This window comes from Rhodovulum sp. HP10 (assembly GCF_047553435.1).
GTDB lineage: Bacteria > Pseudomonadota > Alphaproteobacteria > Rhodobacterales > Rhodobacteraceae > Rhodovulum.
On the sequence record NZ_CP180201.1, the window covers coordinates 3,051,664 to 3,064,279 of the forward strand.

The 12,616-nt window shown below is 66.9% G+C and carries 13 protein-coding genes; 8 read left to right on the forward strand and 5 right to left on the reverse strand.

Features of this window, described 5'->3' with window-relative positions:
* Nucleotides 1-405 precede the first annotated feature (405 nt).
* A complete protein-coding gene (locus ACK8CO_RS14345; RefSeq protein WP_080617224.1) occupies nt 406-1,185 on the reverse strand; it encodes a Bax inhibitor-1 family protein in 780 nt (259 codons plus the stop codon).
* 140 nt (nt 1,186-1,325) lie between these two features.
* The gene (locus tag ACK8CO_RS14350; RefSeq protein ID WP_414897059.1) at nt 1,326-1,541 is read right to left on the reverse strand and encodes a DUF1127 domain-containing protein; all 216 of its coding nucleotides are present in this window, start codon (nt 1,539-1,541) and stop codon (nt 1,326-1,328) included.
* Nucleotides 1,542-1,667: 126 nt separating this feature from the next.
* Here ACK8CO_RS14350 and ACK8CO_RS14355 point away from each other — a divergent pair, with 126 nt between their 5' ends.
* Nucleotides 1,668-2,519 carry a LysR family transcriptional regulator gene (locus ACK8CO_RS14355; RefSeq protein WP_080617222.1) on the forward strand — a complete coding sequence of 284 codons (852 nt, stop codon included), beginning with the start codon at nt 1,668-1,670 and terminating at the stop codon, nt 2,517-2,519.
* 8 nt (nt 2,520-2,527) lie between these two features.
* On the opposite strand, the gene ACK8CO_RS14360 is transcribed toward ACK8CO_RS14355, so the two are convergent.
* Nucleotides 2,528-3,490: an NADPH:quinone oxidoreductase family protein gene (locus tag ACK8CO_RS14360; RefSeq protein WP_414897060.1), complete on the reverse strand. Its 963-nt coding sequence runs from the start codon at nt 3,488-3,490 to the stop codon at nt 2,528-2,530.
* Nucleotides 3,491-3,824: 334 nt separating this feature from the next.
* Between ACK8CO_RS14360 and ACK8CO_RS14365 the strand changes: the two genes are divergently transcribed.
* From ACK8CO_RS14365 to ACK8CO_RS14395, 7 genes are all read left to right on the forward strand, one after another.
* Complete coding sequence (locus ACK8CO_RS14365) at nt 3,825-4,193, forward strand: helix-turn-helix domain-containing protein (RefSeq protein WP_080617220.1); 369 nt, start codon at nt 3,825-3,827, stop codon at nt 4,191-4,193.
* Between the two features lie 86 nt (nt 4,194-4,279).
* Nucleotides 4,280-5,077 carry a histidinol-phosphatase gene (gene hisN, locus ACK8CO_RS14370; protein ID WP_414897061.1) on the forward strand — a complete coding sequence of 266 codons (798 nt, stop codon included), beginning with the start codon at nt 4,280-4,282 and terminating at the stop codon, nt 5,075-5,077.
* A gap of 3 nt (nt 5,078-5,080) precedes the next feature.
* On the forward strand, nt 5,081-6,421 hold the full coding sequence (locus ACK8CO_RS14375) for an 8-oxoguanine deaminase (RefSeq protein WP_414897062.1): 1,341 nt from the start codon (nt 5,081-5,083) through the stop codon (nt 6,419-6,421).
* Between the two features lie 98 nt (nt 6,422-6,519).
* Nucleotides 6,520-7,905, forward strand: coding sequence for a magnesium transporter (gene mgtE, locus ACK8CO_RS14380; protein ID WP_080617217.1), 1,386 nt, complete (start codon nt 6,520-6,522; stop codon nt 7,903-7,905).
* A complete protein-coding gene (locus ACK8CO_RS14385; protein ID WP_414897063.1) occupies nt 7,902-8,456 on the forward strand; it encodes a 5-formyltetrahydrofolate cyclo-ligase in 555 nt (184 codons plus the stop codon). The genes mgtE and ACK8CO_RS14385 overlap by 4 nt, the downstream gene beginning before the upstream one ends.
* 42 nt (nt 8,457-8,498) lie before the next feature.
* On the forward strand, nt 8,499-9,311 hold the full coding sequence (locus ACK8CO_RS14390) for a TIGR00282 family metallophosphoesterase (protein ID WP_080617215.1): 813 nt from the start codon (nt 8,499-8,501) through the stop codon (nt 9,309-9,311).
* Between the two features lie 156 nt (nt 9,312-9,467).
* Nucleotides 9,468-11,246, forward strand: coding sequence for an SLC13 family permease (locus tag ACK8CO_RS14395; RefSeq protein WP_414897064.1), 1,779 nt, complete (start codon nt 9,468-9,470; stop codon nt 11,244-11,246).
* A gap of 16 nt (nt 11,247-11,262) precedes the next feature.
* Here ACK8CO_RS14395 and ACK8CO_RS14400 read toward each other — a convergent pair whose 3' ends face one another.
* Nucleotides 11,263-11,433, reverse strand: a complete 171-nt coding sequence (locus ACK8CO_RS14400; RefSeq protein WP_155774065.1) for a hypothetical protein — start codon at nt 11,431-11,433, stop codon at nt 11,263-11,265.
* Nucleotides 11,434-11,487: 54 nt separating this feature from the next.
* The gene (locus tag ACK8CO_RS14405; RefSeq protein WP_414897065.1) at nt 11,488-12,594 is read right to left on the reverse strand and encodes a pyridoxal phosphate-dependent aminotransferase; all 1,107 of its coding nucleotides are present in this window, start codon (nt 12,592-12,594) and stop codon (nt 11,488-11,490) included.
* Nucleotides 12,595-12,616 lie beyond the last annotated feature (22 nt).

A 12,616-nucleotide genomic window follows, 5' to 3' on the forward strand; every position in this document is an offset into this window, starting at 1 on the left:
CCTGTCGCCATGTGATTGGCAATCGTACCCCAATCCCCACGCAAGCCGCCTGCCTAACCCTGACGCGCCCGGGCGTCGGGCGCGCGGGGGCTTGCGGCTCTGGCCCGCGACCCGCCGCGGCAGAGGTCGAACAACACCCCTTCGGCGGTTTCCGCAAAGCCTGTGTCCCAGTCTCGGGCAAGGGTCTGAAGCGTGCGGAAGCAGGTCCTGAGGCCATGCGCGGCGCGTCTGCGGGGAGGCATGAGGGTTCTCCTGTTGGAATCTAATCCTTAGTGTTTTTATCAACTAATATCGCCCGCCGCGCAATCCCCTTTGTTTCTGACGCGCGCACTGGCCGTCGCGCATGAAAAAACCCGCCGGACGCTGGTCCGGCGGGTTTCGGAACCCGAGGCTCCCGGGCTGCGGTTACTCGCGGTTACCGAGGAATTGCAGCAGGAACATGAACAGGTTGATGAAGTCGAGATAGAGGCTCAGCGCGCCCATGATCGCCGACTTGCCCAGCCACTCGCTGTCCATCGCCTGGGCATGCTGAAGATAGTCGGTCTTGATCCGCTGGGTGTCATAGGCGGTCAGACCGGCGAAGATCAGGATGCCGAGGGCCGACACCGCGAACATGATCGCGGGCGAGGCCAGGAAGATGTTGACGATCGAGGCCACCACGAGGCCGATCACGCCCATGATCAGGAACGAGCCCCAGCCCGAGATGTCCTTCTTGGTGGTGTAGCCCCAGAGCGACAGCCCCGCGAAGGCGATCGCGGTCACGAGGAAGGTCTGGACGATCGAGATGCCGGTGAAGACCAGGAAGATCGAGCTGATCGACAGGCCCATCACCGCGGCGAAGGCATAGAACACCACCTGCGCGGTCGCGGCCGACATCCGGTTGATGCCCGCCGAGAAGCCGAAGACGAACAGCAGCGGCGCGAACATGATCAGCCATTTCAGCGGCGAGGCATAAAGCGCCTGGCCGAGCCCGGTCAGGTACTTGTCGGCGCCGATCTGCGCGACGGCGCCGGACGGATCGCTGGTCACCGCCAGCCCGGAAATCGCCCAGGCGGCAAGAGCGGTGATCAGCATGCCCACGGACATGGTGCCGTAGACCTTGTTCATATGGGCGCGAAGACCCTCGTCGATCTGCGCGGTGCGAACGCCCGCCGCTCCGGCGCGGATCGTGTTGTAGTCAGCCATTGGCAGCCTCCTCATTGGTCCAATACCAGCGGTCAAGCGCGAAAGCCCCGCCATTGCCGGGGTATATCGGCAGGGACGGGGCCCATTTCAAGCCTCCAAGAGGCAAAGGCGGGCCATTGATCGGCGGTTTCACACGAGTTTCAGCGCAGCCAGCTTTGCGGCACGTCCCAGGCCGAACGGCGGGCCTCGGCGCGCGCCTGTTCGGCGCTCAGGCCGATGTCGCGCAGCTGCCTGTCGTCGAGTTCGATCAATTGACGGCGCTGGCGCATGACACTGAGCCCAAGGAAAATTCTCTTCGCGAGGCCGGCCCGGCCGACGTCGCGGACCGCGCGGATATTCGTGCTGACTTGCGCCATGGGGAAACCCTTCAGTAACGCTGATGAGAAAACATCCTCTCATCATCCTGCTTGATGTTTGTGCCTCACTGTGTTCCATTCTTCAAACGAATGATTGTTATGTCTTGAATCAAGGATTGTGATGGAATGCGTAATCTCGACATGACCGCGCTGCGTTCCTTCGTTGCGGTCTCGGATGCCGGAGGCGTGACGCGGGCCGCGGGGTTTCTCAACCTCACGCAATCGGCGGTGTCGATGCAGATCAAGCGGCTTGAGGAGGCGCTCGATCAGCAATTGCTCGACCGCAGCGAGCGCAAGGTCAAGCTGACCGGCGCCGGCGAACAATTGCTGAGCTATGCCCGGCGCATCCTCAGTCTCAACGACGACGTCTATGCCCGGCTGACGGCGCAGGAATACGAGGGCGAGGTGGTGGTGGGGGTGCCCCATGACATCGTCTATCCAGCGATCCCGGTGGTGCTGAATCGCTTTGCCCGCGACTTTCCTAGGGTCAAGGTGCAGCTGATCTCGTCCTACACGATGCGGCTGCGCGAAATGTTCCGGCGCGGCGATGTCGACATCATCCTGACCACCGAGGACCGCTGCGGCAAGACCGGCGAGACGCTGACCGAACTGCCGCTGGTCTGGGTCGGTGCCATCGGCGGCAGCGCCTGGAAACAGCGCCCGCTGCGGCTGGCCTATGAACATACCTGCATCTTCCGCAAGGGCGTGCAGGCGGCGCTCGACCAGGCGGGCATTCCCTGGGTGATGACCGTCGACAGCGATTCGAGCCGGACGGTCGAGGCCAGCGTCAGTGCCGATCTCGCGGTCTATACCTCGGTCGACGGCGCGCTGCCGCCCTATGTCGAATGCATCCAGCATGGCGGCGCATTGCCGGATCTGATGACCACGCAGATCAACCTTTACGTCTCCGACCTTGCCGACGGGCCGGTGATCGGGGCGCTGGCCGAGTTGATCCGTCAGGCCTATCGCGCGCCCTGAGGCGTCCGTCAGTCCATCGCGATCACGACCTTGCCGGTTGCCTTGCGCTGGTGCAGCAGCTCCAGCCCCTCGGCCGCGCGATCGAGCGGAAGCACATGGCTGACATGGGGGTGAAGCCGGCCTTCGGCATGCCAGCGGAACAGCGTTGCCAGGCTGTCGGTCAGGATCCCGGGGCGGAAGCTGAGATAGCCGCCCCAGTAAAGCCCGATCACCGAGAGGTTCTTGACCAGCAGGTGGTTGGCCTTGATCTGCGGCACCTCGCCCGAGGCGAAGCCGATGGCCAGCAGGCGTCCGTCGGGGTTGCAGGCGCGCATCGCCGCGGCGAAAAGCGGGCCCCCGACCGGGTCGTAGACGACATCGGCGCCGCCGAGCGCCAGGACCGCCGCGCGCAGGTCGTCTCGGTCGCTGTCGATCAGGTGGTCGGCGCCCGCGGCGCGCGCGACCTCCAGCCGGTCGGCTCCGCGCGCGCAGGCGATCACGGTCGCGCCCATTGCCTTGCCGATCTCGACCGCGGTCAGCCCGACCCCGCCTGCGGCGCCAGTGACCAGCAGCGTCTCACCCGGCGCGAGCCGCGCCTTGTGCGAGAGGGCCACATGCGATGTGCCATAAGCGATCTGAAAGCCCGCGGCCTCGACGAAGCTCATGCCCTCGGGCAAAGGCAGGCAGCGTGCGGCGGGAAAGCAGCCGGCCTCGGCCAGTCCGCCCGCCCCGGCGAAGACCGCAACCCGGGTTCCGGCAAGCCCCGGGTCGACGCCCTCGCCCAGCGCCTCGACGGTTCCGGACAGTTCCATGCCCAGCGTTGCGGGCAGGGCCGGGCGTTCCTGGTAGCGGCCCTCGATGGTCAGCAGATCGGCGAAGTTGAGCCCGCAGGCGGCGATCCGCACCCGCACCTCGCCGGCGGCCGGGGCCGGGCAGGGCGCTTCGGTCAGGCGCGGCGGCTCGCCGATCCGCTCGAGTTGGAAAAGGCGCATCGACCCCTCGTGAAATGATGTAGACTGACAGGATCGGCAGCTTAACGGGAGGACGATGCCGAGACCAGAGATCCGAGACTTCGCAAATTGCGAAGTCTACCTGTCCAAAGGTTATGTGCAAAATGCAAAGCGGCCCTTCCAGATTCGCGACATGCAACCAATAGGCGAGCGTGACTCGCGGCACTTAACCAATTTCGTGCGTTGGTCGACCAAGTGGACAAATTTTAATTTCTTTACTTCTTATGTATTTGTTAGGTATGCGGTCGCCCCTTTGGGGAAGCTTGGCGGTTTGGCACAGAACTTGCTATATGTTCTGCGGTAGAGGAGTTCACCGATGAAACACCCCGTAGATGTCCATGTGGGCAAACGTATCCGCCACCGCCGCTGGATGGTGGGCATGACCCAGCAACAGCTTGCCGAGCGCGTGGGGATCAAGTTCCAGCAGATCCAGAAATACGAAACCGGCATGAACCGGGTCAGCGCCTCCCGCCTTTGGGATATCGCCGATGCGCTCGAAGTCCCGGTGAGCTTCTTCTTCGAAGGGCTCGATGGTCGCAGCGCCGAACAGTCGACGAGCGGCATGCCCGACGATCTGCTGTCGGACAAGGAGGCGCTGGAACTGGTGCGCTCCTACTATGCCATTCCCGAGAACCAGCGGCGGCGGCTCTTCGAACTGGCGCGCGTGTTGAGCGACGTGGCCTGAACCCGGTGCTTGACGGACGAGCTTTGCGAGGCTAGCGCCCGAGGCAGGCGCAGCCGCGCCCCGTCCGCAAGTTTACCGGAGGCCGGATGACCGATTTCGACGCCCAAATTCTGATCGAGACCGCCCATGCGCTGGCCGATGCCGCGCGTGATGCAACCTTGGCGTATTTCCGCGGTGCGACCCTCGGGGTCGAGAACAAGGCCGGGCAGGGGTTCGACCCGGTCACCCGTGGGGACCGGGCCTGCGAGGCCGCGATGCGTGCCATTCTCGCCGAACGCCGTCCCGAGGACGGTATCCTTGGCGAGGAGATGGACAATGTTCCGTCCCGGAGCGGATTGACCTGGGTGCTCGACCCGATTGACGGGACCCGTGCCTTCATGTGCGGCGCACCCACCTGGGGGGTTCTGATCGCGCTTGCCGATGCGACCGGCCCGATCCTGGGCGTGATCGACCAGCCCTATATCGGAGAACGTTTCCTCGGCGGTTTCGGCCGGGCCGAGTTCACCGGCCCGCATGGTGGTCGCGCGCTTGCCACAGCCGCGCCGCGGCCATTGTCCGAGGCCTCGGTCTTTTCGACCTTCCCCGAAGTCGGCAGCCCCGAGGAGGGCCGCGCCTTCGCCGCTCTGGCCGGTCAGGCACGGCTGGTGCGCTACGGGATGGATTGTTATGCCTATGCCTTGGTGGCGATGGGGCATGTCGATCTCGTGGTCGAGGCCGGGTTGCATCCCTATGATATCCAGGCTCCGATCGCGGTGATCGAGGCGGCGGGCGGTATCGTGACCGACTGGCAGGGCGGTCCGGCCCATGGCGGCGGCCGGGTGGTCGCGGCCGCCAATTCCCGCATTCATGCCGAGGCGCTGGCGATCCTGTCGGCGGCGGCCTGACCCATGGGGCATGCGCTGATCCGGGGCGCCGAACTGATCGTTACCATGGATGAGGATCGACGCGAGCTAGCCGGGGCCGACCTGCGGTTGCGGGATGGCTGCGTGGCCGAGATCGGCCACGGCCTCGCGCCCAAGGGGGCCGAGATCGTTCTGGCCGAGGGCTGCCTGGTCACGCCGGGGCTCGTCAATACCCATCATCACCTGTCGCAATGCCTGACCCGGGCGGTGCCGGGGGCGCAGGACGCGTTGCTGTTCGGCTGGCTGAGAACGCTTTACCCGATCTGGTCGCGCTTCGGTCCCGAGGAGTTCCGGGTTTCGGCGCTGGTCGGCCTGTCCGAACTGGCGCTGTCGGGCTGCACCATGAGTTCCGATCATCAGTATCTCTACCCGAACGGTGCACGGCTCGACGATACCATCGCCGCGGCGCGCGAGGTGGGGCTGCGCTTTCATGCCACCCGCGGTGCCATGAGCATCGGCGAGTCGAAGGGGGGCTTGCCGCCCGACGGGCTGGTCGAGGCCGAGCCGATGATCCTCGAGGATTGCATCCGGGTGATCGACGCCTTTCACGATCCCGATCCGGGCGCCATGATCCGGGTTGGCATCGCCCCCTGCTCGCCTTTCACGGTCAGCCCCGAGCTGATGCGCGACGCGGCGCTTCTGGCGCGGGACAAGGGGGTGCGCCTTCACACGCATCTCGCGGAAAACGATGAGGATATCGCTTATTCGCTGGAGCGGTTCGGCTGCCGCCCGGGGCAATATGCCGAGGATCTGGGATGGACCGGCGACGATGTCTGGCACGCGCATTGCGTGAAGCTCGATGCGCGGGAGATTTCACTTTTCGCACAATCGGGGACCGGGGTTGCGCATTGCCCCTGTTCCAATTGCCGGCTCGGCTCCGGTATCGCCCCGGTGCGGGCGATGCGCGATGCCGGGGTGCGGGTGGGGCTTGGCGTCGACGGCTCGGCCAGCAATGACGGCGGCAGCCTGATCGGTGAGGCGCGCCAGGCGATGCTGTTGCAGCGGGTGGTGCAGGGCGCCGATGCGATGAGCGCGCGCGAGGCGCTCGAGATTGCGACCCGGGGGGGCGCCGATGTGCTGGGGCGTCCCGATTGCGGCCGGCTGGCCCTGGGCAAGCGTGCGGATCTGGCGATCTGGGACATGTCGGGGATCGAGGCGGCCGGGCTCTGGGACCGGGCCGCGATCCTGCTGGCGGGGCCGAGCCGGGTGCGCGATCTCTTCGTCGAGGGGCGGCAGGTGGTGCGCGACGGCTGCATAATCACCCATGATCTCGGCAGGGCGGTCGCAGCACAGACCCGGATCGCGCGGCGTCTGGCCGGGCTTTAGCCCGGGCGGGCCGCATCCGGTCTTCGCGGGCCGCATCCGCGCTTGTTGGCTGCGACAGGCAATGGTTATGCTGCCGGGGAGGCAGCGGGAAGGGGTGCATGGAAGACGAGGTCATCGACAGGACGGAGCCCGAGGAAGAGGGCTACGGTCTCGACAACCGGACGGTGGCCGCGATCCGCCTGGCCGTGGCCGCGGGCGACCGGGCGCGCCTTGGCGAATTGCTCGAGCCGCTGCACCCGGCCGACATCGCCGACCTTCTCGAACAGGTCGACAGCGGGCACCGGCGCGAGATCCTGCTGCTGGGCTCGGGCTTCTTCGATGGCGAGGTCCTGTCCGAACTCGATGAAAGCCTGCGCGAGGAGGTCATCGCCTTCCTCCCGCGGGAGGTTCTGTCCGAGGCCGTCCGCGAGCTCGAATCCGACGACGTGGTCGATCTTCTCGAGGATCTCGACGCGCCGCAGCAGGCGGTCATCCTGAATGCGCTGGAGGATGCCGACCGGCTGGCCGTCGAGCAGGCGCTGACCTATCCGGAATATTCGGCCGGTCGTCTGATGCAGCGCAAGGTGGTGCGCGCGCCCGAACACTGGACCGTGGGCGAGACTATCGACCACCTGCGTGCCCAGAAGGATGTGCTGCCCGACCAGTTCTACCATGTGATCGTGGTCGATCCGGGCATCCGGCCGGTGGGCTATGTCACGCTCGGCAAGCTTCTGGCCTCGCGTCGCTCGGTCCGGCTGAGCGAGCTTTACGAGGAAAGCTTCCGGCCCATTCCCGCGACCCAGGAGGAATCCGAGGTCGCCTATGCCTTCAACCAGTATCACCTGATCTCGGCGCCGGTGGTCGACGATGCCGGGCGCCTGGTCGGGATCATCACCATCGACGATGCCATGGCGGTGCTCGACGAGGAACATGAGGAAGACATCCTGCGGCTGGCCGGGGTCGGCGACAGCAGCCTCAACGACCGGGTGATCGAGACCAGCCGCCAGCGTGTGCCCTGGCTGCTGGTCAATCTCTGCACCGCGATGGTGTCGGCGCTGGTGATCTCGCAATTCGAGGCCGCGATCACGCAGATTGTCGCGCTGGCCGTGCTGATGCCCGTGGTCGCCTCGATGGGCGGCAATGCCGGAACCCAGGCGCTGACCGTGGCGGTCCGCGCGCTGGCCACGAAGGACCTCACCGTCTCGAACGTCTGGCGCGTGGTCCGGCGCGAGGCGGCGGTGGGGGTCATCAACGGTTTGCTCTTCGCCCTGCTGATGGGGATCGTGGGGGTTGTCTGGTTCGGTTCGGGTGCGCTGGCGCTGGTGATCGCGGCGGCGATGATCATCAATCTCGGGGTTGCGGCACTGGCAGGCATTCTGGTGCCGGTGATGCTCGACCGTTTCGGGATCGACCCGGCGCTGGCCTCGGGGACCTTCGTGACAACGGTGACCGATGTCGTGGGCTTTTTCGCCTTTCTCGGCCTCGCCTCGATGGTGCTTTTGTGATCGCCGAGGCGAAGGCCACGCTGCGGAGCGAGGCACAGGCGCGGCGGGCCGCGGCGCATGATCCCGATCGCGGCGCGGCGGCGCTTTCGCGGCTCGAGACGGTTCTGACGCCGCATCGGGGCCGTCCGGCCGCGGGCTATCTGCCGATCCGGACCGAGCTCGATCCGCGCCCGGCAATGGCCGGTCTGGCTGCTGCGGGGCCGGTCGGCGTGCCGGTGATCGAGAGCAGGGGCCGGCCGCTCGGCTTTCGGCTCTGGGCACCTGACTGCGTCCTGGAGGCGGGGCCCTTCGGCGTGGCGGTTCCGGCAGGGGCGCGACCGATGGTCCCGGAGGTGCTGATCGTGCCGCTTCTGGCCTTCGACCGGCGCGGCATCCGGCTGGGCTATGGCGGCGGTTTCTACGACCGGACGCTTGCGATGCTGCGCGCCCGTGGGCCCGTTCTTGCGGTCGGTCTGGCCTATGCGGCACAGGAAATGTCCGATCTGCCGGCCGAGCCGACCGATCTGCCGCTGGATGCGATCGTTACCGAGACGGAAGTCATCCTGCCCTAAGAGGCTTGCGCGCGCCGCCGCTCCGTCCTAGGCGTGACGGTCATGAAATTGCTGTTTCTCGGAGATGTGATGGGCCGCTCTGGCCGGTCGGCCGTGGCCGACCGCCTTCCGGCTCTGCGCGAGGCCTGGGGCCTCGATTTCGTGGTGGTCAATGGCGAGAACGCCTCTTCGGGCGCGGGGCTCACACCCGCCCATGCCAGAGGTCTGCTCGAGGCCGGGGCCGATTGCGTGACGCTCGGCGATCATGCCTTCGACCAGAAGGACATGCTGGGCTTCATCGAGCAAGAGCCGCGTGTCCTGCGGCCGCTGAACTTCGCAAAGGGCGCGCCGGGCAAGGGCGCGCGGCTGTTCAATGCCAGGGGCGGGCGCAAGGTGCTGGTGGCTCAGATCCTGGGCCAGGTCTTCATGAAGCGGCCCTTCGACGACCCGTTCTCGGCCATCGAGACCGTTCTGAAGGCGCATCCTCTGGGCGGGCTTGCCCAGGCTGCGGTGGTCGATGTGCATTGCGAGGCGACCTCCGAGAAGATGGCGCTGGGCCATTATTGCGACGGCCGCGCCAGCCTTGTCGTCGGCACCCATACCCATGTGCCGACGGGCGACGCCCAGATCCTGCCCGACGGCACCGCCTATCTGACCGATGCCGGCATGTGCGGCGATTACAATTCGGTCATCGGCATGGACCGGGCCGAGCCGATGCGCCGTTTCGTTACCGGCATGTCCAAGGGCCGCTTCACCCCCGCCATGGGCGAGGCGACGCTGTCGGGCGTCTATGTCGAGACCGACGACCGCACCGGCCGTGCCACGCGCGTGCGCATGATCCGCCAGGGCGGACGGCTGGAGCAGGCCGCGCCGTGACCGCGGCCCCCCCGGGGGCCGGTCTTTCCAATGACGGCGCGCGGCCGGGAGGTGTGAACCGCCCCGGCCAGCCAGACCATTTTCGACCCGGCCGGGAGGCTTGCCGCGGCCCGGCCGGGCACAGATATTTGTCTCGAAGCCAGTGAAGGGTCGTCGATGATTCCGATTTCGCTCCCCCCCACCGGCATGGCGCTGCTGGCGCTGGCGGTCGTGGTCGCGATGTTCGTGGCCTTCGTGCGCGAGCGTTATCCGGCCGAGGTGATCGCGATCTGCGGCGCCGCGGTGATGCTGGTGCTGGGCATCCTGCCCTATGAGGACGCGTTGCGGGTCTTGTCGAACCCCGCGCCCTGGACCATCGCCGCGATGTTCCTGGTGATGGGGGCTCTGGTCAGGACCGGCGCACTTGACTGGGTGATCCATGCCGCCGAGCGCGGCGGCAGGCAAAAGCCCAGGCGGGCCATTGCCACGCTGATGGCCTTCGTGGTGATTTCATCCGCCTTCGTCTCGAATACGCCGGTCGTGGTGGTGATGCTGCCGGTCTTCGTGCAGCTCGCGCGCAGCCTCGGGGTCTCGACCTCGAAGCTTCTGATCCCGCTCAGCTATGCCGCGATCCTCGGCGGCACGCTGACGCTGATCGGCACCTCGACCAACCTGCTGGTCGACGGTGTCGCCCGGACCCAGGGGCTCGAGCCCTTCTCGATTTTCGAGGTCACGCCGCTGGCGGTGGTGCTGATCCTCTGGGGCATGATCTATCTGCGTCTCTTCGGGCCGCGGCTTCTGCCCGCCCGCGACAGCATGGCCGACCTGCTGTCGGACAAGTCGAAGATGAAGTTCTTCACCGAGGCGGTGATCCCGCCCGACAGCAACCTGATCGGCCGCGAGGTCACGGGGGTACAGCTTTTCAAGCGCGAGGGCGTCCGGCTGATCGACGTGATCCGGGGCGACGTCTCGCTCCGGCGCGATCTCAAGGGGGTGACGCTGCAGGTCGGCGACCGGGTGGTGCTGCGGACCCAGGTGACCGAACTGCTGTCGCTCCAGCGCAACAAGTCGCTCAGGAGGGTCGACCAGTTGTCGGCGGTCGAGACCTCTACGGTCGAGGTGCTGATCTCGCCCGGTTGCAAGATGATCGGGCAGACGCTTGGCTCGCTCCGGCTCCGGCGGAAATACGGGCTCTATGTGCTGGCTGCGCATCGCCGGAACCAGAATATCGGGCGCCAGCTCGACGATCTGGTGGTGCGTGTCGGCGACACGCTGCTGCTGGAGGGCGCGCCCGGCGACATCAAGCGGCTGGCCGCCGATATGGGGCTGGTCGATATCACCCATCCCTCGGGCCGCGCCTATCGCCGGACCCAGGCACCCATCGCCATAGGTGCGCTGGTGGCCATCGTGGCGCTGGCAGGGCTGGGCGTCGCACCGATCCTGCTGCTGGCGGTGGCGGCGGTGGCGCTGGTTCTGGCGACCCGCTGCATCGATGCCGAAGAGGCCTTCACCTTCGTAGAGGGGCGGCTGCTGGCGCTCATCTTCGCGATGCTGGCGGTCGGTGCGGCACTCGAGGCCTCGGGCGCGGTCAAGCTTATCGTCGACGGGCTCGCGCCCTATCTTGGCCAGCTTCCGCCCTTTTTCGTGGTCTGGGCGATGTATCTTCTGACCTCGGTTCTGACCGAACTGGTCTCGAACAATGCGGTCGCGGTCGTGGTGACGCCGATCGCGGTGGGGCTGGGCCATGCGCTGGGCGTCGATCCGCGGCCGCTGGTGGTTGCGGTGATGATCGCGGCCTCGGCCAGCTTCGCGACGCCGATCGGCTATCAGACCAACATGATGGTCTATGGCCCGGGCGGGTATCGCTTTACCGATTTCCTGCGGGTGGGCATTCCGCTGAATCTGACCATGGGGCTGCTGTCCTCGGCGCTGATCCCGCTTCTCTGGCCGCTATAGCCGGGGTGCGATCGGATCAGGGTGCGCCGAGGTGCAGTGCCAGCCAGATCGTGCCGCCAAGCCCCAGGGCCCAGCCATAGCCCGCCGTGACCCAGACCAGGATCAGGAGCACGAAGAAGGCGAGGAAACCCGACACCAGGAAGGCGCGGATATAGGGCTCGGCTGGGCGTATGGGACGGTCTGACATGGTCCCAGACTGCCACGAATCGGGCCGCGATGGGTAAACGCGGCTCAGCCCCGCTCAGCCCCGCGCGGCTGCCAGCGCCTTCGGCAACTCGTCGGCCAGAACCGCCAGCTGATCTTCCGGCCCCGAGGCGATCCGGATGCAGCGGTCGAGCGGCGCGACGCCCGGCATCCGCACGAAGACGTCGCGCTCGGTCAGCCCGGCCAGCACCCTCCGGGCGAAATCGCCGTCGCCGCCGCAATCGACCGTCACGAAATTGGTGGCGGAGGGCAGGGCGCTCAGCCCGTTGGCCTCGGCGATCCGTGCGATCATGGCGCGGCCCTCGGCGACCTGGGCCTTGACCTCGGTCAGCCAGGCGGTGTCGGCCAGCGAGGCCAGCGCCCCGGCCTGACTGATCCGGCACATGCCGAAATGGTTGCGGACCTTTTCGAAGGCCGCGATCAGCGGCGCCGCGGCGATGGCATAGCCCACCCGCGCCCCGGCCAGACCATGCGCCTTCGAGAAGGTCCGGAACCGGATCACCCGGGGATCTTCGGGGTCGATGGCGGGCGCGGTGCCCTCGGGGGCGAATTCGATATAGGCCTCGTCCAGCACCATCAGCGTGCCCTCGGGCACCGCCTCGATCATCTCCTGCACCTGCCCCGCTGGAAGCCAGGTGCCCATCGGGTTGTCGGGATTGGACAGATAGACCAGCTTGGCCTTCAGTTCGGCGGCCTTGCCGATCAGCGCCTCCGGGTCTTCGTGGTCGTCGCGATAGGGCACCTTGTGCAGCGCGCCGCCGAACCCCGCGACGTGGTAATTGAAGGTCGGATAGGCCCCCTCCGAGGTCACGACCGGATCGCCGGGCGCAATCAGCAGCCGCACCAGGTAGCCCAGAAGCCCGTCGATGCCCTCGCCGACCATGATGCAGTCTGGCGAGACCCCATGCGTCTCGGCCAGCGCCAGGCGCAGCTCGTGGTTCTGGGCGTCACCGTATTTCCAGGCCTCGCGCACCGCCGCCTGCATCGCGGCGACCGCCTTCGGCGAGGGGCCGAAGAGGCTTTCATTGGCGCCGAGCCGGGCCCGGAACGGGCGGCCACGGCTGCGCTCCAGCGTTTCGGGTCCGATAAAGGGCACGGTCGCGGGCAGGCTGTCGACGAGCGGGGTGAAACGGGGTCCTGTCATGGCCGGAGCAAACCCCAATTCG